This is a genomic window from Methylobacterium sp. FF17, from assembly GCF_025813715.1.
Lineage (GTDB): Bacteria > Pseudomonadota > Alphaproteobacteria > Rhizobiales > Beijerinckiaceae > Methylobacterium > Methylobacterium flocculans.
The window spans coordinates 1,103,899-1,127,490 of sequence record NZ_CP107532.1 but is presented as its reverse complement, the minus strand read 5'-3'; the positions used below and the strand labels follow the sequence as shown (position 1 = coordinate 1,127,490).

18 protein-coding genes are annotated in these 23,592 nt (G+C 70.2%); 11 read left to right on the top strand and 7 right to left on the bottom strand.

The features are described from left to right. Positions 1 to 211: 211 nt before the first annotated feature. The 4 genes from OF380_RS05130 (at position 212) to zwf (ending at position 9,913) form a co-directional block, all read left to right on the top strand. Positions 212 to 3,337: an MdtB/MuxB family multidrug efflux RND transporter permease subunit gene (locus OF380_RS05130; RefSeq protein WP_264049690.1), complete on the top strand. Its 3,126-nt coding sequence runs from the start codon at positions 212 to 214 to the stop codon at positions 3,335 to 3,337. Next, positions 3,334 to 6,609, top strand: a complete 3,276-nt coding sequence (locus OF380_RS05125; RefSeq protein WP_264049689.1) for an efflux RND transporter permease subunit — start codon at positions 3,334 to 3,336, stop codon at positions 6,607 to 6,609. Before OF380_RS05130 ends, OF380_RS05125 begins: the two co-directional genes overlap by 4 nt. A 188-nt stretch (positions 6,610 to 6,797) precedes the next feature. After that, positions 6,798 to 8,267 carry an efflux transporter outer membrane subunit gene (locus tag OF380_RS05120; protein WP_264051202.1) on the top strand — a complete coding sequence of 490 codons (1,470 nt, stop codon included), beginning with the start codon at positions 6,798 to 6,800 and terminating at the stop codon, positions 8,265 to 8,267. Between the two features lie 128 nt (positions 8,268 to 8,395). Beyond that, entirely contained in the window at positions 8,396 to 9,913 is a 1,518-nt protein-coding gene (gene zwf / locus OF380_RS05115; RefSeq protein ID WP_264049688.1) for a glucose-6-phosphate dehydrogenase, read from the top strand. Here zwf and OF380_RS05110 read toward each other — a convergent pair. From OF380_RS05110 to OF380_RS05100, 3 genes are all read right to left on the bottom strand, one after another. Next, entirely contained in the window at positions 9,893 to 10,699 is an 807-nt protein-coding gene (locus tag OF380_RS05110) for a restriction endonuclease (protein ID WP_264049687.1), read from the bottom strand. The genes zwf and OF380_RS05110 overlap by 21 nt on opposite strands. Positions 10,700 to 11,076: 377 nt before the next feature. Further along, positions 11,077 to 11,577: a MucR family transcriptional regulator gene (locus OF380_RS05105; RefSeq protein WP_264049686.1), complete on the bottom strand. Its 501-nt coding sequence runs from the start codon at positions 11,575 to 11,577 to the stop codon at positions 11,077 to 11,079. A gap of 572 nt (positions 11,578 to 12,149) precedes the next feature. Continuing rightward, the gene (locus OF380_RS05100; RefSeq protein ID WP_264051201.1) at positions 12,150 to 12,782 is read right to left on the bottom strand and encodes a class II aldolase/adducin family protein; all 633 of its coding nucleotides are present in this window, start codon (positions 12,780 to 12,782) and stop codon (positions 12,150 to 12,152) included. Between the two features lie 241 nt (positions 12,783 to 13,023). On the opposite strand from OF380_RS05100, the gene OF380_RS05095 reads away from it, so the two are divergent. Continuing rightward, positions 13,024 to 15,687: a bifunctional acetate--CoA ligase family protein/GNAT family N-acetyltransferase gene (locus OF380_RS05095; protein ID WP_264049685.1), complete on the top strand. Its 2,664-nt coding sequence runs from the start codon at positions 13,024 to 13,026 to the stop codon at positions 15,685 to 15,687. 66 nt (positions 15,688 to 15,753) lie between these two features. On the opposite strand, the gene OF380_RS05090 is transcribed toward OF380_RS05095, so the two are convergent. After that, complete coding sequence (locus tag OF380_RS05090; protein WP_264049684.1) at positions 15,754 to 16,650, bottom strand: helix-turn-helix domain-containing protein; 897 nt, start codon at positions 16,648 to 16,650, stop codon at positions 15,754 to 15,756. Positions 16,651 to 17,239: 589 nt separating this feature from the next. Here OF380_RS05090 and OF380_RS05085 point away from each other — a divergent pair. The 3 genes from OF380_RS05085 (at position 17,240) to OF380_RS05075 (ending at position 18,311) form a co-directional block, all read left to right on the top strand. After that, positions 17,240 to 17,449, top strand: coding sequence for a cold-shock protein (locus OF380_RS05085; RefSeq protein WP_238275572.1), 210 nt, complete (start codon positions 17,240 to 17,242; stop codon positions 17,447 to 17,449). A gap of 167 nt (positions 17,450 to 17,616) precedes the next feature. Continuing rightward, positions 17,617 to 17,955, top strand: a complete 339-nt coding sequence (locus OF380_RS05080; protein WP_264051200.1) for a DUF6481 family protein — start codon at positions 17,617 to 17,619, stop codon at positions 17,953 to 17,955. A 161-nt stretch (positions 17,956 to 18,116) separates the two neighbouring features. After that, positions 18,117 to 18,311, top strand: coding sequence for a hypothetical protein (locus tag OF380_RS05075; RefSeq protein WP_264049683.1), 195 nt, complete (start codon positions 18,117 to 18,119; stop codon positions 18,309 to 18,311). Between the two features lie 171 nt (positions 18,312 to 18,482). On the opposite strand, the gene OF380_RS05070 is transcribed toward OF380_RS05075, so the two are convergent. Next, entirely contained in the window at positions 18,483 to 19,406 is a 924-nt protein-coding gene (locus OF380_RS05070; RefSeq protein ID WP_264049682.1) for a L,D-transpeptidase, read from the bottom strand. A gap of 311 nt (positions 19,407 to 19,717) precedes the next feature. On the opposite strand from OF380_RS05070, the gene OF380_RS05065 reads away from it, so the two are divergent. Beyond that, positions 19,718 to 19,966, top strand: coding sequence for a hypothetical protein (locus OF380_RS05065; RefSeq protein ID WP_264049681.1), 249 nt, complete (start codon positions 19,718 to 19,720; stop codon positions 19,964 to 19,966). 282 nt (positions 19,967 to 20,248) lie between these two features. Continuing rightward, positions 20,249 to 21,505: a nitrate/nitrite transporter gene (locus tag OF380_RS05060; protein ID WP_264049680.1), complete on the top strand. Its 1,257-nt coding sequence runs from the start codon at positions 20,249 to 20,251 to the stop codon at positions 21,503 to 21,505. A 49-nt stretch (positions 21,506 to 21,554) separates the two neighbouring features. On the opposite strand, the gene OF380_RS05055 is transcribed toward OF380_RS05060, so the two are convergent. After that, the gene (locus tag OF380_RS05055; protein ID WP_264049679.1) at positions 21,555 to 22,319 is read right to left on the bottom strand and encodes a ComF family protein; all 765 of its coding nucleotides are present in this window, start codon (positions 22,317 to 22,319) and stop codon (positions 21,555 to 21,557) included. 49 nt (positions 22,320 to 22,368) lie between these two features. Further along, complete coding sequence (locus OF380_RS05050) at positions 22,369 to 22,590, bottom strand: hypothetical protein (protein WP_264049678.1); 222 nt, start codon at positions 22,588 to 22,590, stop codon at positions 22,369 to 22,371. A 106-nt stretch (positions 22,591 to 22,696) separates the two neighbouring features. Between OF380_RS05050 and OF380_RS05045 the strand changes: the two genes are divergently transcribed. Next, on the top strand, positions 22,697 to 23,575 hold the full coding sequence (locus tag OF380_RS05045; RefSeq protein WP_264051199.1) for a methyltransferase domain-containing protein: 879 nt from the start codon (positions 22,697 to 22,699) through the stop codon (positions 23,573 to 23,575). The last annotated feature ends 17 nt before the right edge of the window (positions 23,576 to 23,592 follow it).

The following is a 23,592-nucleotide window of genomic DNA, read 5'->3' as shown; positions in this document are numbered from 1 at the left end:
AGGTGCGTGACCTGTCCGGAGATGGACCACACCTCACCCCAACCCTTTCCGTCGCGGAGAGGGCGTTCCGGTACGGCTCATCCCACCCCGCTTCGTCCACGCGAGGGCGCCCTGTGGCCGTCTCCATCGACGGTCGGAGCGCGTTTTCGCCATGCCATGAGCATTCGGGCAAGCGCCGGGGCTTGCGGTTCGAGGGGATCGGGTTCCGGCCATGAACCCGTCCCGCCTCTTCATCCTGCGGCCCGTCGCCACCACGCTGTTCATGCTGGCGATCCTGCTCGTCGGGATGGTGTCGTACCTGAACCTGCCGGTCTCGGCCCTGCCGTCGGTCGATTACCCGACGATCCAGATCCAGACCTTCTATCCCGGCGCCAGCCCCGAGGTGATGACCTCGGCGGTGACGGCGCCCCTGGAGCGGCAGTTCGGGCAGCTCGCCAACCTCAACCAGATGACGTCGCAATCGTCGGCCGGCGCCTCCGTCATCACCCTGCAGTTCAGCCTGAATCTCGCCCTCGACATCGCCGAGCAGCAGGTCCAGGCGGCGATCAATGCGGCGGGCAACCTGCTGCCCTCCGACCTGCCCGCACCGCCGATCTACGCCAAGGTGAACCCCGCCGACGCGCCGATCCTGACGCTGGCGCTCACCTCGAAGACCCTGCCGCTCACCGAGGTGCGCGACCTCGCCGAGACGCGGCTGGCGCAGAAGATCTCCCAGGTGGCGGGCGTGGGCCTCGTCAGCACCGGTGGCGGGCAGCGTCCCGCCGTGCGTATCCGCTTCAACGCCCGGGCGCTCGCGGCCTACGGCCTCAACATCGACGACCTGCGCACCACGATCACCAACCTCAACGTCAATACGCCCAAAGGCACCATCGACGGGCCGACGCAATCCTACTCGATCAACGCCAACGACCAGATCCGCGACCCGAAGGCCTATGACGAGGCGATCATCGCCTACAAGAGCGGCGCCCCGGTGCGCCTGTCGGACGTGGCCGAGGTGGTCAACGGCCCCGAGAACACCAAGCTCGGCGCCTGGATGGACGAGACGCCGGCCGTCATCCTGAACATCCAGCGCCAGCCCGGCGCCAACGTCATCGCCACCGTCGACAAGATCAAGGCGCTGCTGCCCCAGCTCCAGGCGACCTTGCCGGCCGCTATCGGCGTCACCGTGCTGACCGACCGCACCACCACCATCCGGGCCTCGGTCCACGACGTGCAGGTGGAGCTGGCGCTGGCCATCGGCCTCGTGGTGCTGGTGATCTTCCTCTTTCTGCGCAGCGTCTCCGCGACCGTGATCCCGAGCCTGTCGGTGCCGCTGTCGCTGATCGGCTCCCTGGCGATCATGGACCTCTACGGCTTCTCGCTGGACAACCTGTCGCTGATGGCCCTGACCATCGCCACCGGCTTCGTGGTCGACGACGCCATCGTGGTCATCGAGAACATCGCCCGGCACGTGGAGGAGGGGGATTCGCCCCTGGAGGCCGCGCTGAAGGGCAGCCGCGAGATCGGCTTCACCATCATCTCGCTCACCGTCTCGCTGATCGCGGTCCTGATCCCGCTCCTGTTCATGGGCGACGTGGTCGGGCGCCTGTTCCACGAATTCGCGATCACCCTGGCGGCCACCATCGTGATCTCGGCGGTGGTCTCGCTGACGCTGGTGCCGATGCTGTGCGCGCGCCTGCTGAAGGCCCACGTGCCCGGCGTCCAGGACCGTCGCGAGGGCTTCATCGCCCGAAGCGCGCGCCGCTCCATGGACGGCGTCATCGCGGGCTACGGCCGGATGCTGCGGGTGGTGCTGCGCCACCAGGGGCTGACGCTCCTCGTCACCCTCGGGACGATCGCGCTCACCGCCTACCTGTTCGTGGTGATCCCGAAGGGGTTCTTCCCCGTGCAGGACAGCGGCGTGATCCAGGGCATCACCCAGGCGGACCAGACCGTGTCCTACGCCGCCATGGCCGAGCGCCAGCAGAAGCTCGCCGCCGTCGTGCTGAAGGACCCGGACGTCGCCAGCCTGTCCTCGTTCATCGGGGTGGACGGCCAGAACGTCACCCTGAATTCCGGGCGCTTCCTCATCAACCTGAAGCCGCACGATCAGCGCAGCGCCCGCGCGCCCGAGATCATCGAGCGGCTCAAGGCCGCCACCACGGGGGTGGCGGGCATCCGCCTCTACCTGCAATCGGTGCAGGACCTGACCATCGACACGGCGGTGAGCGCCACGCAGTATCAGGTCATCCTGGAGAGCCCGAACCTGACGGAGTTCGAGACCTGGGTTCCGCGCTTCGTGCAGGCGCTCCAGGCCTCGCCCCTGCTGATGGACGTGGCGAGCGACCTGCAGGCGAGCGGGCTGGCGGCCTACATCACCATCGACCGGCCCACCGCCGGGCGCTACGGCATCACGCCCGCCACCGTCGACAACGCCCTCTACGACGCCTTCGGCCAGCGCATCATCTCGACGATCTTCACCCAGTCGAACCAGTACCGGGTCATCCTCGAGGCCGACCCGGACCTCCACAAGACCATCGAGAGCCTGGACCACATCTACCTGCCGTCCTCCACCGTGGCTTCCGGCCAGGTGCCCCTCTCGGCGGTGGCCCGCGTCAGCGAGCGCCGCGCGCCGCTCCTCATCAGCCATCTCGGCCAGTTCCCGGCCACCACCGTCTCGTTCAACCTCGCCCCCGGCGCGGCGCTCGGCGACGCCGTGGCGGCGGTGACGGCGGCGGGCAAGGCCATCGACCTGCCCCCGAGCTTCCGCATCGTCCCGCAGGGCTCGGTCTTCGCGTTCCAGTCGGCGCTCTCGAACCAGCTCTTCCTGGTGCTGGCGGCCATCGTCACCGTCTACATCGTCCTCGGCGTCCTCTACGAGAGCTTCATCCACCCGATCACCATCCTGTCGACCCTGCCGTCCGCCGGCATCGGAGCGCTGATCGGCCTGATGATCTTCGGGCTCTCCCTCGACATCATCGCGATCATCGGCATCGTGCTCCTCATCGGCATCGTGAAGAAGAACGCGATCATGATGATCGACTTCGCGCTCCAGGCCGAGCGCGAGCAGGGCATGAGCCCCCGCGACGCCATCTACGAGGCCTGCATCCTGCGCTTCCGGCCGATCCTGATGACGACGCTGGCCGCCCTGTTCGCGGCGGTGCCGCTCATCGTCGGCACCGGCGTGGGGTCGGAGCTGCGCCAGCCACTCGGCATCGTCATCGCGGGCGGCCTCATCGTCAGCCAGGTGCTGACCCTGTTCACCACCCCGGTGATCTACCTCGCCTTCGACCGGCTGGAGCGGCGATTCTCGGGCCGCCGGACCGGCGGCGCGGGCAGCGTCGAGGCGCTGCCGTGAACATCTCCGAGCCGTTCATCCGGCGGCCCGTTGCCACCACGCTGCTCACCATCGGCGTGCTGCTGGCCGGCATCTTCGCCTTCCTGAAGCTGCCGGTGGCGCCGCTGCCGCAGGTGGATTTCCCCGTCATCCTGGTCCAGGCGCAGATGGCCGGCGCCTCGCCGGAGACCATGGCCACCACCGTGGCGGCCCCCCTGGAGCGGCGCCTCGGCGCCATCGCCGACGTCACCGAGATGACCTCGACGAGTTCGCTCGGCTCGGTGCGCCTCGTGCTGATGTTCGGCCTGAACCGGAACATCGACGGTGCGGCCCGCGACGTGCAGGCCGCCATCAACGCCGCGCGGGCCGACCTGCCCACGGCGCTGCGCTCGAATCCGACCTACCGCAAGTTCAACCCGGCCGACGCGCCGATCCTCATCCTCGGGCTTACCTCCGACACCCTGACGCCGGGCCAGCTCTACGATTCCGCCGCCACGGTGGTGCAGCAGAAGATGGCCCAGCTGCCCGGCGTCGGGAACGTCGACATCGGCGGATCCTCGCTCCCGGCGGTGCGGGTGGCCCTCGATCCGACCGCGCTGTTCAACTACGGCATCGGCCTGGAGGGCATCCGCGCGGCGCTCGCCTCGGCCAACGCGAACTCGCCCAAGGGCGCCATCGAGACCGACACGCGCCGCTACCAGCTCTACGCCAACGACCAGGGCCGCGTGGCGGCCGATTACCGCGACATCGTCGTGGCCTACCGCAACGGCGCCGCCGTGCGCCTCACCGATGTCGGCACCATCGAGGATTCCGTCGAGGACCGCCGCAACCTCGGCCTCGTCAACGGCAAGCCGGGCGTGATCCTGTTCATCTACAAGGAACCGGGCTCCAACGTCGTCGACACGATCAGGGGCCTGAAGGCCGCGATCCCGCAGGTAAAGGCCGCGCTTCCCGGCGACATCGAACTCACGATCACCGGCGACCGCAGCGCCACCATCCGGGCCTCGCTGGCCGAGACCGAGGAGACCTTGCTCATCGCGGTCGTCCTCGTGGTCTGCGTGGTGTTCCTGTTCCTGCGCTCGGGGCGGGCCACGCTGATCCCGGCCGTGGCGGTGCCGATCTCCATCGTCGGCACCTACTCGGCGATGTACCTGCTCGATTACAGCCTCAACATCCTCTCGCTGATGGCGCTCATCATCGCCACGGGCTTCGTGGTCGACGACGCCATCGTGGTGCTGGAGAACATCCAGCGCCACATCGAGAAGGGCCGGTCGCGCGTGGAGGCCGCGCTGCTGGGCTCGCGCGAGGTCGGTTTCACCGTCATCTCCATGAGCCTGTCCCTGGTGGCGGTGTTCCTGCCGATCCTGCTGATGGGCGGCATCGTCGGGCGCCTGTTCCAGGAATTCGCCGTCACGCTCTCGCTGGCGATCCTGATCTCGCTGGTGCTCTCGCTCACCACGACGCCGATGATGTGCGCGCTGTTCCTGCGTCCGGAAGCCGCCCACGGCCACGCGCGCCCGAACCTGCTCGTGCGCGGCCTGGAGGCCGGGTTCGACGCCATGCTGGCGGGCTACGAGCGCACCCTGCGCATCGCCATGCGCCACCGCCGGCTGGTGGCGCTCTCGCTGCTGGCGACCGTCGGGCTCAACGTCTACCTCTACATCATCGTGCCGAAGGGCTTCTTCCCCGAGCAGGATACGGGGCAGATGATGGGCGGCATCCAGGCCGACCAGCGCATCTCCTTCCAGTCGATGAAGCAGAAGCTCGAACAGGCCACCGCCATCGTCCAGGCCGATCCGGCGGTGGACAGCGTGGTCGGCTTCACGGGCGGGCGCGGCACCAACTCGGCCAACGTCTTCGTGGGCCTCAAGCCCCGGGGCGAGCGCGATCCGATCACGGCGGTGATGGCGCGGCTGCGCCCGAAGCTCTCCCGCGTCGCCGGCGCCCGGCTCTTCCTGTTCCCGCGCCAGGACCTGCGCATGGGGGGCCGCCAGAGCTTCGCCCAGTACCAGTACACCCTCCAGGGCGACACGGCGGAGGAACTCTACCAGGCCGCCCCGAAGCTGGTTCAGGCGCTGCAGAAGAACCCGATCTTCGCCGACGTCACCTCGGACCAGCAGGAGGGCGGGCTGGAGAGCCGCCTCGTCATCGACCGGGCCAGCGCCTACCGCTACGGGCTCACCCCGGACAAGATCGACAACACGCTCTACGACGCCTTCGGCCAGCGCCAGGTCTCGACCATCTACAACCCGCTCAACCAGTACCACGTCGTGATGGAGATCGCGCCGCGCTACCTCCAGAGCCCCGACACCCTGAAGACGATCTTCGTCTCGACCTCGGGGGGCAAGGCGCGGGGCTCGGCCACCACCAACGCGGTGGCGGGCACCGTGGCGGCGAGCAGCACGAGCACGACCGCGGAGGCCACGGCCGCCTCCATCGCCACGGATTCGGCCCGCAACGCCGCCTCCAACGCCATCGCGGGCGGCAGGAGCGGCGCGAGTTCGAGCGCACCGGTCTCGAGTTCCCGGGAGACGATGGTCCCGCTCTCGGCCTTCGCCCGCCTGGAGACCGGCAACGCCCCCGTGCAGGTCAGCCACCAGGGCCTGTTCGTGGCCACCACGATCTCGTTCAACCTCGTGCCGGGCAAGAGCCTGTCGGATGCCACCGCGGCCATCGAGGCGGCCATCACGGACCTGCGCCTGCCGGCCACCATCCACGGCGAGTTCGCGGGCTCGGCCAAGAGCTTCCAGGAATCGTCCTCGCGCCAGCCGCTGCTGATCCTGGCCGCGCTCATCGCCGTCTACACGATCCTCGGAATCCTCTACGAGAGCTTCATCCACCCGGTGACGATCCTCTCGACCCTGCCGTCCGCCGGCATCGGCGCCCTGCTGGCGCTCCTCGTCTCGGACACGGAGTTCACCGTGATCGCGCTGATCGCGGTGTTCCTGCTCATCGGCATCGTGAAGAAGAACGCGATCATGATGATCGACTTCGCCCTCGACGCGGAGCGCAGCCACGGTGCCTCGCCCCGCGACGCGATCTTCGAGGCCTGCCTCTTGCGCTTCCGTCCGATCATGATGACAACGCTCGCCGCGATGCTCGGCGCCCTGCCCCTCATCCTCGCCGGCGGGGAGGGCTCCGAACTGCGCCGGCCCCTCGGCATCGCCATCGTCGGCGGCCTCATCGTGAGTCAGATCCTGACCCTCTACACCACCCCCGTCGTCTACCTGTACCTCGACCGTCTCCGGCGTCGGAAGCCGGCGGCCGGCGCTTCGCTGAGCCCGGCCGAATGAGCAGGGGCGTGTTCTCGGGACAGGCGACCCTCTGCCGTCCCCTCTCCTGGCAGGAGAGGGACTGGGTGAGGGGCGTGACCTCTCAGATGGACCACACCTCACCCCAACCCTCTCCGTCCGGGAGGGGGCGCCTGTCGCGCCTCAATCCACCGGGCAGCCTGTTCGGCTGCGCGCGGCTTTCGGCGACGATGCTCCTGCTCACGGCGGGCCTCTCCGGCTGCATGGTCGGCCCCGATTATTCCCGGCCCTCCGTGGAGACGCCGCTCGCCTTCAAGGAAGGCGGCACCCGGGAGGACAGCGCGGGCTATGTTGCGAGCCGCAAGGGCTGGCGCCAGGCCGCCCCCAACGACGGGGCCGAGCGCGGTGACTGGTGGCGGGTGTTCCGCGATCCCACCCTCGACCGGCTGATCCGGCTGGTCGATGTCGACAACCAGAGCCTGCGGGCCCAGGTCGCGGCCTACGAGCAGGCGCGCGGCTTCGTGGCCCAGGCCCGCGCGGCCCTGTTCCCCACGGTGATCGGGGCGCCCAGCATCACCCGCTCGCGCGCCCTCGGGATCGAGCGCACCAACGTCTCGCTCCAGGGCCAGGCGACCTGGGAGCTCGACCTGTTCGGGCGCATCCGCCGCAACATCGAGAGCGAGGTGGCCACCGCGCAGGCGAGCGCCGCGGATCTCGCCCTGGTGCGCCTGACGCTGCAATCCGAGGTCGCCACCAACTACCTCACCCTGCGTTACCAGGATTCGCTGCAGCGCGTGCTCAACGAGAACATCGAGGGCTTCAAGCGCAGCCTCGCGATCACCGAGAACCAGTACAATGCCGGTGTCGCGGCCCGGTCGGACGTGATCACGGCCCAGACCCAGCTCCAGACCACCCAGGCCCAGGCCATCGCGGTCGGCCTCCAGCGCGCTACCTTCGAGCACGCTATCGCGCTCCTCGTCGGCCGCCCGCCCTCGGAACTGAGCCTGCCCGTGGCGCCGCTCGCGGCCCGGCCCCCGGCGGTGCCCGTCGGCATCCCCTCGGCGCTCCTCGAGCGGCGGCCCGACGTGGCCCAGGCCGAGCGCAACGTCCAGGCGCAGAGCGAGCAGATCGGCGTCGCCGTGGCAGCCTTCTACCCCACCGTGACCCTCTCGGCCTCCGGCGGCATCTCGGGAAGCCCGGCGGGGGGCCTGTTCTCGGCGGCCAATCAGGTCTGGGCGGTGGCGGCCTCCGGCTCGCAGGTGCTCTACGACGGCGGCGCCCTCGCGGCGGCCCTGCGCATCACCCGCGCGGCCTACGACGCCAGCGTGGCGAATTATCGCCAGACCGTGCTCACCGCCTTCGCGGAGGTGGAGAACGGGCTGGCCGGCGTGCGCATCCTCGCCCGCCAGCAGGCCGCCCAGGACGCGGCCGTGGCCTCCGCCCGCCGCGCGGTGGAGATCACCCTCAACGAGTACCGGGCCGGCACCCAGAACTTCACCACCGTGGTCACGGCCCAGGCGCTCGCCCTCAACAACGAGGTCACGTCCCTCCAGGTGCGCCTCAACCGCTTCACCACCGCCGTGGCGCTGATCCGCGCGCTCGGCGGCGGCTGGGACGCGCGCAGCCTGCCCACGGGCGAGGAACTGAAGGAGGTTCGCCTGCCCATCGATTCCGGTCAGGCGGTGCGCCCCGACGAATGAGCCTCGCGGCATAAGTCTCGGCGCGTGCGATCTCTCACGGGGCCGGCAGGAACGTCGCCGGGCGCCGGAGGTTGACGAGCGATTTCGCCGATGCGCCGTGCGGCACCCGCGCGTGGAGACCGAGCGCCATGGACCCGAACCCCGCTCCGAAGGCCCCCGATGCCGGCGAGGCCATCGCCAAGGCGCCGCCCTGCACCCTGGTGATCTTCGGGGCCGCCGGCGACCTGACGAAGCGCCTGCTGATGCCGGCCCTCTACAATCTCGCCGAGGGCGGCCTCCTCGACGACGCCATCCGCATCATCGGGGTCGATCACAACCCGAACACCGACGAGGGCTGGCGCCAGAGCCTCTCCGACACGATGCAGTCCTTCACCACGGACCGCACCTCCGAGTTCCACCCCGAGCACATCGACCCGCGGGCCTGGGGCTTCGTGCGGGAGCGCCTGACCTTCCGGCAGAGCGACTTCACGGCGCCCGAGACCTTCTCGGGGCTGGCCGGGGCGCTGACCGGCAACGTGATCTTCTATCTGGCGGTCTCGGCCCGCTTCTTCGGGCCGATCGTGGACGCGCTCGGCGAGGCCGGTCTCCTCAAGGAAGCGGAAGGCGCCTTCCGCCGCGTGGTCATCGAGAAGCCGTTCGGCAGCGACCTCGAATCCGCCCGCGCCCTCAACACCCGCATCCTGAAGCGGGGCGCCGAGAGCCAGTTCTTCCGCATCGACCACTTCCTCGGCAAGGAGACCGTGCAGAGCATCCTGGCGATCCGCTTCGCCAACGGCCTGCTCGGCCCCGTCTGGCACCGCGACCACATCGATCATGTGGAGATCACGGCGGCCGAGACCATCGGCGTCGAGGCGCGCGGCGCCTTCTACGAGCCGACCGGCGCGCTGCGCGACATGGTGCCGAACCACCTGTTCCAGCTCCTCTGCATGGTGGCGATGGAGGCGCCCGCCACCCTCGATGCCGAGGCCGTGCGCGACGAGAAGGCCCGCCTGATCCAGGCGGTGCGGCCGATCCCGCTCACGGATGCGGTGCGTGGCCAGTACGCGGCCGGCCAGGAGCACGGCCACTCCGTCCCGGGTTACCGGGAAGAGCCGAACGTGGCCGGTGATTCGCACACCGAGACCTACGTCGCCCTGAAGCTCGGCATCGACAACGCGCGCTGGGCCGGCGTGCCGTTCTACCTGCGCACCGGCAAGCGGATGGCGGGCCGGGTCACCGAGATCGCGCTGCATGTCAGGGCGCCGGCCGCCTCGCCCTTCGCCGGGCCGGACGGCGCGGTCGCGCCGGACGTCCTGCGCTTCCGGATCGACCCCGAGCAGGGGCTCGACCTCGTCCTCAACGCCAAGCGCCCCGGCCCGCGCATGGATCTCGGTCGCGTCACCGCCGCGTTCGATTACGGCGACTTCTTCCAGGAGACGCCGAGCGTCGGCTACGAGACCCTGCTCTACGATTGCATGATCGGTGACGCGACGCTCTTCCAGCGCGCCGACAGCATCGAGGCGGCCTGGGCCGCCGTCGAGCCGCTGCTCAGGGCCTGGGCCGAGGCCGGGGTCGAGGCCTACCCCGCCGGCAGCGACGGGCCGGCCGGTGCCGAGGCGCTGCTCGCCCGCGAGGGCCACCGCTGGTCACCGCTCGGCGCGGGTTGAGTCCCTCTGGCCGCCCGGCCGCCGCCGGGTTTCGGCCCGGCGTGCGGGCCGCAGTTCCGGCAGATCGTCGTGGTGCAGGAGCAGGATGCCCGTCGCGGCCGCGAGCTTGCGCGCGGCGGGCGTGAAGCCGGCATTGGAGACGACCGCCGCCATGTCGCCCGACCAGTAATGGGTCGCGGCCACGATCTCCTGGACGGCGCCGTTCCCGACCGGTTTCGCGTAGCGCTTGCACTGGACCACGAGGCGGATCCCCGCCTGCTCGGCGACGATGTCGGCGCCCTGGTCGCCGCTGGCGCGGGTCGCCCGGGCCTCCCAGCCCGCCTCCCGCAACTGCGCGGCGCAGTAGCGCTCGTAGGCGATGCCGTCCTCGGGGGCCTCGTCCTCGTCGGGGAGGTCGACGGCCTCCGCCACCTCCTCGATGATCGCGAGAATGTCCGCCCACAGGGCGTCGTCGATCTCGGGCAGGCCCCGCGCCTCGAGGGCCGGCACCACGTTGCGCTCGGCGAAATAGGCGCGCTCGCGCTCCCAGCCGTCCCGGATCAGGTTCCCGTAGGCGTCGGTGTAGCTTTCCTGCCGGCGTCGCAGGGCGAGGGTCGCGGCGTGACGGCGCGTGACCCGCCGGATCAGCCGCCGGACGCGCCGTGGCCGGTCGAGCCGGTGGAGGAGGAGGGCGGCGAGCGCGAGGCCGGTGGCCGCCGCGGCCGGGGGGCCGAGCCAGAAGGCGAGGCAGCCCCCGGCGACGGTGGTCCAGAACAGGCGCGCCACGAGGCGCGAACGGTCCGTCATGTGGTGGCCCGGGTCCAGGGAGCCGGGCCTTCACCGGGATCGGGGCGAAGGGCGGCGTCGATGTCCGGGACCCTGCCAGCGAGGCGTTGCACGATCTCTAACGCCGACGCCCGGCGCGGACACGGTCCCCGGGGAGGACCCGCGTGATTCCGCGGCCGTGGCCTCGGCCGAGCCTCACAGAACTGTATCCGCGCAAGCGGGAGGGCGCGCTGACCTTGCCGCGCGGCCCGGTCGGCGATCTCGATGCTTGCGCGGCCCGCCGGGTGCACAAGCTGTGGACAACGGGAGCGGCGACCGGGGCCTGAGCCGCGGTCGCCGGTCGGGTCTGCAAAGCGGAGGACGCCCCGTCGCGGAGGATGCCGTGCGCGCAGGCCCGATCAGGCCTGCGCGGCGACCTTCGGACGGCGGCCGCGCGGCGCCGGGGCCGCCTTGGCATCGGTCTCGACCTCGGTCGGGACGCTGTCCTGCTTCCGGCGCTGCTGGCCCAGGCCCATGTTCTTCGCAAGCTCGGAACGGGCGGCCGCGTAGTTCGGCGCCACCATGGGGTAGTCGCTCGCGAGGTTCCACTTGGCGCGGTACTGATCGGGCGTCATGTCGTAGCGCGTCCGCAGGTGGCGCTTGAGCGATTTGAACTTCTTACCGTCTTCCAGGCAGACGATGTAGTCGGGCGTGATCGAACGCTTGATCGACACGGCCGGCGTCAGCGGCTCGGGCTTTTCCTCAACCGAGGATTGCGTCAGCTTGCCCAGCGTCGCGTGAACGGAGCCGATCAGGGCCGGTAGATCCGCGATGGGAACCGAATTGTTGCTGACGAACGCCGAAACGATGTCTGCGGCGAGTTCGATGTAGTCCGGCTGAAACTCTTCGTCTGCTCTCATCCCACACTCCTGGTTGTCGATGCGCTGCGCGGCCGCTCTGTTGGAGCTGGGCTCCTGAAGCAGTCGCTCGGTGAGTTCATGGTTGTGACTTACCGCCTACTAAGATGGCGCAAACAAAAGCGCAAGAGGAGCGGGATGTGTTCGTGAAGACCGAGAAGTTCCACCTGAAATGAACTAGAATGTCTCAAATGAAACAGTTTTGTTCTGGGAATCCGGGCTGTTTTTGTCAGGATAGTGCGATTTCTCGCCACGGGGCTCATCACGCCCTGCCCTGAAAATAGGACGGCTATCAAAAGTTTAGGTATGAAAGCCCGTTGGATGGCGCAAATGGTTCAGAAAAGAACCGTTCGTGTTCATGGCCCCGACGCGCGGACGGAAATCCAGCGCAGAAATCCACGCCGTGATTTCTGGCCTGTATCAGTCCAAAAATACAAAGTACGTTTTCTGCCCCCGCGACGAGATTGTGAAATTCCGGGGGTATCCACGGGATTTCAAAGGCTGTGTCGCTGGAAAACCACTGAGATGCCGGCATCCGTGCGTCTTCGCACGCGACACCGCTTGCGATTGAGGCGTCAGGAGGGTGACAGATATTCTGAGTTGTTTGCCTGTGGGCGCGGCCCATAGGATCTGAAGCGCTCGACGGTTCGCCAGATCTCGGCGTCGGACAGGATGACCGGAGCGCCGACTTGCAGGGCGACCGCATATTGACGGCAGAGGGCTTCCATCTCCACGGCGATCCAGAGCGCCTTTTGCAGGTCAATTGCGCAGGCGATCATTCCGTGATTGGCAAGCAGGCATCCGGTCCGTCCTTCGAGGGCGGCGAGGGCGGAGGTGGACAACTCCTGCGTGCCATAGGGTGCGTAGGGCGCGCAGCGGATGGTCGGTCCGCCCACGGCGGCGATCATGTAATGCACCGCCGGGATCTCGCGGCCGCAGATCGCGAAGGCGGTGCAGTAGGTCGGATGGGCATGGACCACGGCCCCGATCTCGGGCCGTGCCGCCAGGATGTCGCGGTGGAAGCGCCATTCCGAGGAGGGGCTCAGCGGATGGCTGTGCTCGCCCTCCCAGGTCATCGCCACGATGTTCTCCGGGCGCAGGGTTTCGGCGGGAATGCCCGAGGGCGTGACCAGGAAGCCGTCGCCGAAGCGCACGGACACGTTGCCCGACGTTCCCTGGCTCAATCCGAGACGCAGGAGGTCGCGCATCGCGGCGATGATGTCGGCGCGGACCTTCGCCTCGGCGGGCGTGCCGGGCGAACCCAGCGGCGGAATGGAGTTTTGCATGCGGATCTCCGGGGCAGGGCCCTGCATCGCGGGCGCGGCCGGTCTATAACACCGCGCGCCGGACATCCCCGTCCGCCACCGGCCCGGGATGTCCTGATCCACCCGGCTCGCTCCCTGTCGATGCACGCTGCGAGAGGTCGTCCGACATGAGGCAGTCTGGTCGATGAGCACCTACCGCTTCGAGGCGCTGGTGGCGCCGCGCGCCATCGCCCTGGTGGGGTTCGAGGCCGGTCCCGACGGCCTCGCGGCGGCGGCGCTCGCCAACCTGCGGCGCGCCGGGTTCCCGGGGCCCATCCGCTGCGTCGGCTCCGCGCCTGAGGCGGACGAGGTCCCGACCTTGGACGACCTGCCGGAGGTGCCCGACCTCGTGATCCTGGCCACGGCCCCGGAGGCGATTCCCGGCCGGATCGCCGAAGCCGGACGTCGCGGGGCCGCCGCCGCGATCATCCTCACGCCGGATGTCAGCGAGGACCTGTGCGAGGCGGCGCGGGCCGAGGCGCGCCGGCACGGGTTGCGCCTCCTGGGCCCCGGCAGCGTCGGGCTGGCGGTACCGGGCGCGCATCTCGACGCCAGCCTGCTCGCCCACCCGCCGAAGGCCGGCGACCTGGCGCTGGTCTCGCAATCGGGCACCGTGGCGGCGGGGATCGTGGCCTGGGCGGCCCGGCGCGAGGTCGGCTTCTCGGCCGTGATGTCGCTGGGCATCGCCTGCGACATCGATGTGGCCGACTGCCTCGACCACTTCGCCGCCGACATCCGGACCCGCGCGATCCTGCTCTCGCTCGACGTGGTGGTGGATGCGCGCAAGTTCATGTCGGCGGCCCGGGCGGCGGCCCGCGCCAAGCCGGTCGTGATCCTGCGCGCCGGTCGGCACCGGGCGCCGGCCCGCCACGCCACCACCCATACGGGCGCCCTGGCGCGGCCGGACGCCGTCTACGAGGCGGCCTTCCGCCGGGCCGGCCTTCTCTCGGTGGACAGCCTCGACGCGATGTTCTCCGCCGTGGAGACGCTCGGCCGGCAACGCCCCTTTCCGGGCCACCGGCTGGCGATTCTCGGCAACGGTCGCGGCATCGCCGCCCTCGCCGCCGACCGCCTGGCGGACCGGGGTGGGACGCTGGCGGCGGCCGGGGCGCTCGGCAACCCCGTGGATCTCGGCGTCGCCGCCGGGCCCGAAGCCTATGCGGAGGCGCTGGCGCCGCTGCTCGCCGATCCCGGCAACGATGCGGTGCTGGCGGTGCACGTGCCTACCGCGCGCTCGGACAGCACCGAGGTCGCCGCCGCGATCGCCGAGACGGTGACGCGGCTGCGCCGGGGAGGCGGGCGCAAGAAGCCGGTCTTCGCCGTCACCATCGGCGAGGAGGCCGGCGCCGCGAGCCGGCTGGCGGAGGCCGGGATCCCGCGCTTTCCCACCGATTCCGATGCGGTCGAAGGCTTCCTGCACCTCGTGCGCTACCGCGAGGCGCAGGACGACCTCATGCGCACGCCGGATTCGCTGCCCCGGGACTTCTCCCCCGACGTCGCCGCCGCCCGCGCCATCGTGGCCCGCGCCCTGGAACAGGGCCAGACCTGGCTCGACCCCGTGGCGGTGTCCGACCTGCTGGCCGCCTACCGCATCGACAGCGTACCCCTGACGCTCGCCCCCGACATCGATGCGGCCGCCACCGCCGCCTGGGCCATCATCGCCGGGGGCGGGGCGGTGGCGTTGAAGGTCGTCTCGCCCGACATCGTGCACAAGTCCGACGTCGGCGGCGTGCGCCTCGACCTCACCAGCGAGGCCGACGTGCGGGCGGCGGCGGCCGACATCATCCTGCGGGCCCGCCGACTGGCGCCGGAGGCGCGGATCACGGGGTTCGCCGTGCAGCCGATGATCCGGCGCGGCAAGCAGCGCGAACTCATCGCGGGTCTCGCCGAGGACCCGACCTTCGGGCCCGTCGTGGTGTTCGGGCGCGGCGGCACGGCGGTGGAGGTCATCGACGACCGGGCCCTCGGCCTGCCGCCCCTGGACCTGCGCCTCGCCTCGGACCTCATCGACCGCACCCGGGTCGCGCGGCGTCTGGCGGCCTATCGCGACGTGCCGGCGGTGGACCGGCACGCGGTGGCCCTGGTGCTGGTCAAGCTCGCGCAGCTCGCCGCCGATTGCCCGGAGGTGCGCGAACTCGACATCAACCCGCTGCTGGCCGACGAGACGGGGGCGCTCGCCCTCGATGCCCGCGTGATGGTGGCGCCGGAGGCGGTGGCGGGGCCGCGCCCGCGCGGCGCCTCGCATCCGCGCTTCGCGATCCGGCCCTATCCGGTGGAGTGGGAGCGCACCCTGACCCTGAAGGGCGAGACGGTGCGGGTGCGCCCGGTGCGGCCCGAGGACGAGGCCCTGTTCCTGACCTTCTTCCAGTCCGTCAGCGCCGAGGACCTGCGCCTGCGCTTCTTCGCGCCCGTGCGCGACTTCAACCATGCCTTCCTCGCCAAGCTCACGCAGCTCGACTACGCCCGCGCCATCGCCTTCGTGGCCATCGACGCGGCGAGCGGCCTGATGCTCGGCGCCGTGCGCCTGCATGCCGACGCCAACCACGCGAGCGGCGAATACGCCATCCTGATCCACGGCGACCGCAAGGGCACCGGCCTCGGCCACGCCCTGATGAGCCTGATGATCGACTGGGCCCGGGTCGAGGGACTGGCGCGGGTGGACGGCACGGTGCTGCGGGAGAACCGCCCGATGCTCGCCGTGTGCCGGCAGCTCGGCTTCACCAAGCGGCCGGACCGGGAGGATCCGGGCCTCGTGAAGGTGTCGCTCGCCCTGATGCCCGATTCCGGACCGGATTCGACCTCTCCCTGACCCCGGCCGGTCGGAACCCCGAGGTCCGGCGGACCGGGATTCCGTCGGGCGCGCCGGGGTCCGGTCTCAATCCAGCGCCGGGTAGCGCCGGACCCCGCCGGGATCGGCGCCGGCGCTGAACTGCGAGGGCGTCACCCCGAAATGCTGCCGGAACTGGCGACTGAGCTGGCCGGCGCTGCGAAAGCCGAATTGCTCGGCCAGCACCGCGATGGGGTGCGGCTGGGCGGGGGCGCCCAGCGCAGCCTTGACCCGTTCGAGCCGGGCGGAGCGGATGTAGCGCTCGACCCCGCCCACACCCTGGAACGCCGCGAACAGGCGGGTGCGCGAGGTGCCGATGGCGCGGGCGATCTCGGTGGCGCTGAGCTCCGCGTTGCTCAGGGAGGCCTCGATATGGAGGCAGGCCTTCTGGAACAGCCGCGCCGGATCGGAGCGGGAGGTGCCGTGGCCGGCGGCCTGGGTCAGGGCCTGGGCCAGCAGGGTCGCGGTGCCGCCGAGGGTCGCGGCGTCGAGGCTGCCGAGGTGGGGCAGCCGCTCGCGCAGGCGCAGGAGGTGCGCCGTATAGGCACCGGCGATCTCGGGCGGGATCACGAAGCCGTGGAGCCGGTCGAGGGGGCCGAACCAGCGCTTGGCGAAGGCGCGGGGCAGGGTGACGAAGTTGCGCCTCTGGCGCGGGATATCCGACGCGTCCCGGATCAGGGCCGGCCGCGAGAAGTCGATGACGTAGAGCGAGCCCGCCTCCGCCCGGACCTCCTCCCCGTCGAAATTGCCGACCATCCCGCCCGTCTCCACGTGCTGGACGATGACGACGTCGAGCCCGTCATAGGCAATCTTCTGTGCCGGCCGGTGGAAGATGAACGGCACGCCCTCCAGGAAATGGAAGCGCATGTGCTCGGACCAGTAGCTCGTGATCTCCACGTGGAACGGCGCGACGAGGGGCGTGACCAGCGCGGAACTCGCAAACATGAGTTGATAGACGCTGGCCGCATCCTCCTGCGGGTATTCGTGACTTGAGAAATGAGCTTTCCGAATCGGGAAAACGCCTTCCGGTGGATCTGACGCGTTCGGCTGCAAGGTTCTTGTCCGAGTCGTTCCAGGGTGGTTGCAGTCCGAGCCGGAGATGCGCGCCGCTTCCGCTTTCGAGGCCTGCGACAAGATAAGCGCGGCTGGCGGAGGAACTAGGGGCGAAAACTACGAACCTCTGTTCGATCTTCGACGGGTATGGCGATCGCGGCACTCCGCATGCGCCACGGATCATCGGTGTGGCGATGGCTCGCGCCGGCCGGCGCGGCGTCGGAAATAAGGTTGAAACGAGACGAAATCGATCGATCAACGCGTCGTGAGCGGGTGGTCATGTTTGATGATGCGAAGATCAGTTTGCTAAAACGTCGGAAAGGGCGTACAGATGGGACATCAAGCCAGCGGTGCATTTCTCTCGTCCCGATTTCGCGATGAAATCGGGCTCCAGATTATGCACCTCGGCTCGATCACGGAGATGGTCGCGCATGATCGCGTGGACCTCCAGATACGAAGCCCGCAAGGGCGAAGGAATAGAATGGCTGTCGGTACTGTAAAGTGGTTCAACGAGACCAAGGGTTTCGGTTTCATCCAGCCGGATAACGGTGGCAACGACGTGTTCGTGCACATCTCGGCTGTCGAGCGCGCAGGCCTGCGTGGCCTCGCCGAAGGCCAGAAGGTCTCCTACGAGATGGAAACCGACAAGCGCAGCGGCAAGCAGTCCGCCGGCAGCCTCCAGACCGTCTGATTCGGTCGGGCCTCCCGAATCGGGAGCCCACGACGTATCCTGTGAGCCGCCCCCGAAAGGGAGGCGGCTCACTTGTGTTTCCGAACCTTCATTTCCCTGGGGAGCGCACCCACCGTGCGGCCTTCCGCCTGACAGGATCCTGTGTGAGCCAATTCAATCCGAACTCGATGACCGACCGTCTCAAGGCCGCCACCGAAGCCCGTGCGGCTGCGCTGGCGCGTTTCCGCGATCGTCCCCCGGCGGACGACCCGGCGGTCCTCGCCCGCAAGGAAGAGCGGGCCCAGATCGCGCGGGAGCGCGAGATCCGCGTCGCCGCCCGCGAGCAGGCCCGGCTCGAGGCGGAAGCTCAGGCTGCAGCCGAGGCCGAGGCCGAGCGTGAGCGGGCCGCCGCCGAGGAGATTCGCGCCAGCGAGGAGAAGGTCGCCCAGGCCGCCGCCGCGCGCCTCGAGCAGAAAGCCCAGCGCGACGCGCGCTACGCCGCCCGCAAGGCCAAGGCCCGTCGCTGAATCCCGGCACGTCGCTGATCCATCGCCCGCTGCGTCGCTGACGCCGTGCCGGCTCCGTCTCGGGGCCGCACGTCTCGGCGTCGCTGGTATCCCGGGCCGGTCGCAATCCGGCCCTTCCGTCACGGCGCCCCCGGCGCCGGACCTCTGCGCGGAGACACATCATGTCCCACAAGTTCAAGCTCGGCCAGCGCGTGCGCCGGACCCAGTCCGGTTACGCGGCGATCAAGGCCGATGTCTCGGATGTCTTCGAGATCGTCCGTCTCGTGCCCGAGGACCAGACCGGCGAGCCGTTCTATCGCATCAAGTCCGGCTCCACCGAACGCGCCGTGCGCGAGGGTGAGATCAGCGAGGTCTGATACGGCCTCCGCTGGGTTCAAAGCGGGCGCCGGATCGGAACGACCCGCGCGGCGCCTGAGCGAAGCCCAGATCCGTCGGCTCCCAGATCCATGATCCCGAAAGGATCGACCGGATCCGGTCCGAGGACCAAATCCCTCCCTCGCCCCTGACCGGGCGAGGGAGGGATTTTTTTAGCCGAGCACCACGACGCGGCTGCCGATCTCGACGCGACCGTAGAGGTCGATCACGTCCTGGTTGATCATCCGGATGCAGCCCGACGAGACGCTCTTGCCGATCGAATCCGGCTCCAGGGTGCCGTGGATCCGGTAGAGCGTGTCCTTCTTGCCCTGCCAGAGGTAATGCGCGCGGGCCCCGAGCGGATTGCTCGCCCCACCCGGGACGCCGAGGCCGCTCTGGAGCTGCGAGACGGATTTCGCCAGCTTCGGCGTGCGGGCGATCATCTCCTTCGGGGGATACCAGTCCGGCCACATCTGCTTCGAGTTCACCGTCGAGGCGCCGGACCAGGAGAAGCCCTGCTTGCCCACGCCGACGCCGTAGCGCCGCGCCCGCCCGTTCGGCTGGACCAGGAGAAGGTGGTGGGCGCGCGGGTCGATCACGATCGTGCCCGGGGGCTCCGCGCCCGTATAGGCGACTTCCTGGCGCAGGAAGGACGGGTTCGCCTTGCGCCAATTGAAGGCATAGACCGGGAACGGCTCGTCGGTGATCGCCGCGTAGGCGCGGGCGTGGTCGATCGGGCCGTTGTCGACGGGCCGGGCGGGCGCCGCCTGCTGGGGCGAGGCCGGCGGCACCTGGCGGGGTGCGTAGAGGTCGGCATCCGGGTCGTCCGACACCGCCGCCCGCCCGCGCCGGCCGCCCATGCGGTCCGGGTCGCGCGCGGCGTCCCGCTCGGAATACGGCACGTATTCACCGCCGCGGCGCCGGTAGAGCCGGCCCATCTCGTCGCGGTAGAGGCGCTCGTCGTCGTAGGGCAGGTCGCCGTCGATGCCGTCGTTGAAGAGGCCGCGCCCCTGCGCGAGGGCGGATCCGATGGGCGTGAGGAGCGCGAGGCTCGTCGCCGCCCCGGTGAGTAGCGTACGGCGGGTCGTCTGGGGCATGGAAAGGTCGCTCGGGCAGTCGTCGTGGAATTCGGTGACGTGAGGCGGGCCTAGCAAGTCAATCTCCGCGCGTCACGCCACGTTGATGATTGATCAGCCCTGCGTTGGCGCCAAAGGTCGTCTGCGATGCATGGCGAGCACAACTTCGCGGGTCGAGACCGTGGGCGGCGGGGTCTCCGGCGAACCGGCCTTCACCATGTCTGGGGAAAGATGCGGACCGGCCCGCGAGGCGATTGCAAATCGCACGCCGCCGCCGACATAAGGACGGGCTCGCAAGGGCTCCCCACACCCCCCATGATGGAACGCGACCCGTGCCGGTCTCTCCGCGTCCCTGCCCCCGCGCACCCCGACCGGTGCTCGCGGCGCTGCTGCTCCTCGCCCTCGTTCCCGGGGAGGCGCTCGCGGGCCGCAGCCCGACGGCGCGTCCCGTGGATCCGGCCGTCCCCAGCACCGCCTGGACCTCCGGCGAGCCGGAGAACGCCGCCTGCCAGCGCAGCCGGCGCAAGCTCTGGCAGGCGGGGGAGGGCTGGGTCGTGCGCACCGTCACGGTGTGCCGCTGAAGGCCCGGCTTCCTTCGTCGCCCACGACACTTTCGTGAACGCTGGTAAGGCGCGAGTGGAGCCGAGGGCCGAGCCGGCCGGCGCCTGAGCGGGGACGGGCCGCGCCCCTTCCGGTGGCCGGGCATCACCGGGAGGGCAGGCTTGGCACGGTCGGTGCTTCGGGATGGACGTCGCTCTCGAGCGACGCGCGAAGCAATGGCGCTTCGCAAGGCGGACGGCGTGAGTCCGGATCCCTTGGCATGAACGGCCGCCCGCGCGGCCGCGAACCTCGAGACGCCCTCCATGGCCAGCTTCAAGACCGTGATGAAATCCGGTCATCCCCCGACCCTCTTCGCCGCGTTCCTCTACTTCGACTTCTGCTTCGCGATCTGGGTGCTCAACGGCGCGATGGGCCCGTTCATCACCGAGACCTACGGGCTCTCCCCGGCCCAGACCGGGTTCATGATCTCACTGCCGATCCTGGCGGGCGCGATCATGCGCTTTCCGCTCGGCGTGCTCGCCCAGTACATCGGGCGCAAGAACGCCGCGATCACCGAGATGGTCGTCATCATGATGGCGATGGCCTACGGGTTCTTCGCGGTGAACACCTATGACGAGGTGCTCGCCATGGGCGTGCTGCTCGGCATCGCCGGCGCCTCCTTCGGCGTCGCCCTTTCCCTGGGCTCGGGCTGGTTCCCTAAAGAGCACAAGGGCCTGGCGATGGGCATCGCGGGGGCCGGCAATTCGGGCACCGTGCTCGCCGTGCTGTTCGCGCCGCCGCTGGCCCAGGCCTATGGCTGGCAGACCGTCTACGGCTTCGCCGGCTGCGTGATGGCGCTCCCGCTCATCGTCATGATCCTGTTCGCCAAGGAGCCGCCGGATGCCGAGCACCAGTCGTTCAAGGAGCACGTCTCGTGCCTGTTCCAGAAGGACGGCTGGTCGTTCAACCTGATCTACATCATCACCTTCGGCGGCTTCATCGGGCTGTCGAACTTCCTGCCGACCTTTTTCTACGAGCAGTTCGGCGTGACCAAGGTCGAGGCCGGGCGCCTGACCATGCTCGCCGCCCTGATGGGCTCCGGCATCCGCGTCGTCGGCGGCTACTTCGCCGATCGCCTGGGCGGCATCCTGGTCCTGTCGGTGGTGCTGCTGGCGGCGGTGGGATCGTTCCTGCTCCTCACGGCGACCCCGTCGCTCGCTCTGACGACGGCCCTGTTCATGCTCTGCTTCGCGGCGCTCGGCGCCGGCAACGGGGCGCTCTTCCAGCTCGTTCCGCTGCGCTGGCCGGCCAACACGGCGGTGGCCGGCTCCATGATCGGCGAGGTCGGGGCGCTCGGCGGCGCGATCCTGCCCAACGTCATGGGCCTCTCGAAGCAGTATACCGGCTCCTTCGCCTACGGCTTCGTCGGCTACGCGGTCTTCGCGGCGGTGGTGCTGGTCTGCCTTCTGGTCTGGCAGCGCAAATGGGTCGGCACCTGGGTCGGGCCGCGCGGCAAGGTACTGGCGCCGGCCGCACCCGCCTCCGAGGGCGCCGGACGGCTCGGTCCCGTCACCGCCTGACGGATCGGGCCTCCTGGATCGGTCGGGGCCTTCGCGGGCCCCGCACGCGTCAGCCGGTCTCGCCCGACACGACCGCGAAGGTGAGCACGTCGACGGAGGCGGCACCGGCCCGCAGGAGGATGCGCGACGCCGCGTTGGCGGTGGCGCCGGTGGTCATCACGTCGTCGACGAGGAGGATGCGGCGTCCCTGGAGGCGCGCCCGCGCCGCGTCGCGCACCCGGAAGGCGCCCTGGAGATTGGTCGCGCGGGCGGTACGGCTCAGGCCCACCTGCGAGCGCGTCGCCCGCACGCGGCCGAGGAGGCCGGGGTCGCTCGGCCGTCCCGCGATCCGACCGATACGGTGGGACAATAGCGCCGCCTGATTGAAGCGTCGCCGCCACAGGCGCAGGCGGTGAAGCGGCACGGGCACGAGGCAATCGGCCTCCGCCAGGAGCTCCGAGCCCGCCCCCGCCATCATCCGCGCGAGCACCGCCGCCAGATCGAGGCGGTCGTCGTATTTCAGGCGATGCACGAGGTCACGGGCCCCGCCCTCGTAGAGTGCCACCGCCCGCGCGCGTCCGAAGACCGGGGGATCGGCGAGGGCACGGGGCGAGAGCAGGGGACCGGTGCCGTGATCCACGGCGAACGGGGTGCCGAGCCGCTGGCAATGGGGCGGCGCGATCAGGCGCAGGCTCGACCAGCAGGCGGGGCACAGGGCATGGGCATCGGCGACCGCTCCACCGCAGCCGGGGCAGGTGGGCGGATAGACCAGGGCCAGCGCGCCCTTCAGGGCGAGGCGCAGGCCCGTCAGGGCGGGGCGGACGGCGGGAGCCATGACGGCGATCCTAGCGCCCGCCGCACCGGATGACGATCCGTCGGGCGGCTCAGCGCGCCGGCTGGGCCTGGTTCTGCTCGCGGTCGCGCTTGTTCGCCTTGTGCCGGCCCACCGCGCAGCCCGCCGCCGCGCCGAGGACCCCGTGGCCGGCGACGTGACCGGCGACGCCGCCGACGGCCGCACCCTTGAGGCAGCCCTTGGCCTCCGCGCCGCTGGTGGCGAGCGAGACGCCCGCGAGGGTGAGGGCCGCGCCGAACAGAATGGCTTTCATGGCATCGATCTCCCGATCCCCTATCGAATCGCTGGCCTCAACCCGCAGCGGCGGTTTCCCGTTCCGGACGCTGGCGCGGGCCAGCCCTGCGCGCCATCTGATGCGCATGACGCCACCGCCGCTCTTCGATACGGGCCTCGCCCGCCGCCGCCTCGCCCGCGCTCACCGGATCGGCTACGCCGATTTCCTGCTGCGCCGGGTGGTGGAGGACCTCGACGATCGCCTGGGCGCGGTGCTGCGGACGTTCCCGACGGCCCTCGACCTCGCGACGCCGTCGCCCCTGGCGGCGCAGACCCTGCGCGCGAGCGGACGGGCGGAGCGGGTGCTGCGCCTCGCCCCGGTGCCGGAGCCCGGCGCCGTCGTCGGCGATTCCGAGGTGCTGCCCCTCGCCGCCCAGGGCTTCGACCTCGCGGTGTCGCTCCTGGCCCTGCAGCACGTCAACGACCTCCCGGGCACCCTGGCGCAGCTGCGCCGGTCCCTGCGCCCGGACGGCCTGTTCATCGGCTGCCTCCTCGGCGGGCGGACCCTCACGGAACTGCGCCAGGTGTTCGGGCAGGCTGAGAGCGAGATCGAGGGGGGGATCAGCCCGCGCGTGGCGCCCTTCGCCGAGGTGCGCGAGATGGGAAGCCTGCTCCAGCGCGCGGGCTTCGCCCTGCCGGTGACGGATGTCGAGACGCTGACCGTGCGCTATCCCGACCCCTTCGCGCTGATGCGCGACCTGCGCGCCATGGGCCTCACCAACGTCCTGGTGGAGCGCCGGCGCACCCCCCTGCGCCGGGCGACCCTGATGCGCGCCGCCGCCCTCTATGCCGAGCGATTCGCCGATGCCGACGGGCGCCTGCGGGCCAGCTTCGAGATCCTCTGGCTGTCGGGCTGGGCCCCGCACGAGAGCCAGCAGAAGCCGCTCAAGCCCGGGACCGCCCGTGCGCGCCTCGCCGATGCCCTCGGTACCACCGAGCGGAAAGCCGGAGACGCGAACCCTTGAGCTCCGCGTCGTGGAGC

Bases quoted from the DNA above. Each gene is read 5' to 3' on its own strand.
- OF380_RS05130 (WP_264049690.1), top strand. From the start codon at position 212: ATGAACCCGTCCCGCCTCTTCATCCTGCGGCCCGTCGCCACCACGCTG.
- OF380_RS05120 (WP_264051202.1), top strand. From the start codon at position 6,798: ATGCTCCTGCTCACGGCGGGCCTCTCCGGCTGCATGGTCGGCCCCGAT.
- zwf (WP_264049688.1), top strand. From the start codon at position 8,396: ATGGACCCGAACCCCGCTCCGAAGGCCCCCGATGCCGGCGAGGCCATC.
- OF380_RS05110 (WP_264049687.1), bottom strand. From the start codon at position 10,699: ATGACGGACCGTTCGCGCCTCGTGGCGCGCCTGTTCTGGACCACCGTC.
- OF380_RS05105 (WP_264049686.1), bottom strand. From the start codon at position 11,577: ATGAGAGCAGACGAAGAGTTTCAGCCGGACTACATCGAACTCGCCGCA.
- OF380_RS05100 (WP_264051201.1), bottom strand. From the start codon at position 12,782: ATGCGCGACCTCCTGCGTCTCGGATTGAGCCAGGGAACGTCGGGCAAC.
- OF380_RS05095 (WP_264049685.1), top strand. From the start codon at position 13,024: ATGAGCACCTACCGCTTCGAGGCGCTGGTGGCGCCGCGCGCCATCGCC.
- OF380_RS05090 (WP_264049684.1), bottom strand. From the start codon at position 16,650: ATGTTTGCGAGTTCCGCGCTGGTCACGCCCCTCGTCGCGCCGTTCCAC.
- OF380_RS05085 (WP_238275572.1), top strand. From the start codon at position 17,240: ATGGCTGTCGGTACTGTAAAGTGGTTCAACGAGACCAAGGGTTTCGGT.
- OF380_RS05080 (WP_264051200.1), top strand. From the start codon at position 17,617: ATGACCGACCGTCTCAAGGCCGCCACCGAAGCCCGTGCGGCTGCGCTG.
- OF380_RS05075 (WP_264049683.1), top strand. From the start codon at position 18,117: ATGTCCCACAAGTTCAAGCTCGGCCAGCGCGTGCGCCGGACCCAGTCC.
- OF380_RS05070 (WP_264049682.1), bottom strand. From the start codon at position 19,406: ATGCCCCAGACGACCCGCCGTACGCTACTCACCGGGGCGGCGACGAGC.
- OF380_RS05060 (WP_264049680.1), top strand. From the start codon at position 20,249: ATGGCCAGCTTCAAGACCGTGATGAAATCCGGTCATCCCCCGACCCTC.
- OF380_RS05055 (WP_264049679.1), bottom strand. From the start codon at position 22,319: ATGGCTCCCGCCGTCCGCCCCGCCCTGACGGGCCTGCGCCTCGCCCTG.
- OF380_RS05050 (WP_264049678.1), bottom strand. From the start codon at position 22,590: ATGAAAGCCATTCTGTTCGGCGCGGCCCTCACCCTCGCGGGCGTCTCG.
- OF380_RS05045 (WP_264051199.1), top strand. From the start codon at position 22,697: ATGACGCCACCGCCGCTCTTCGATACGGGCCTCGCCCGCCGCCGCCTC.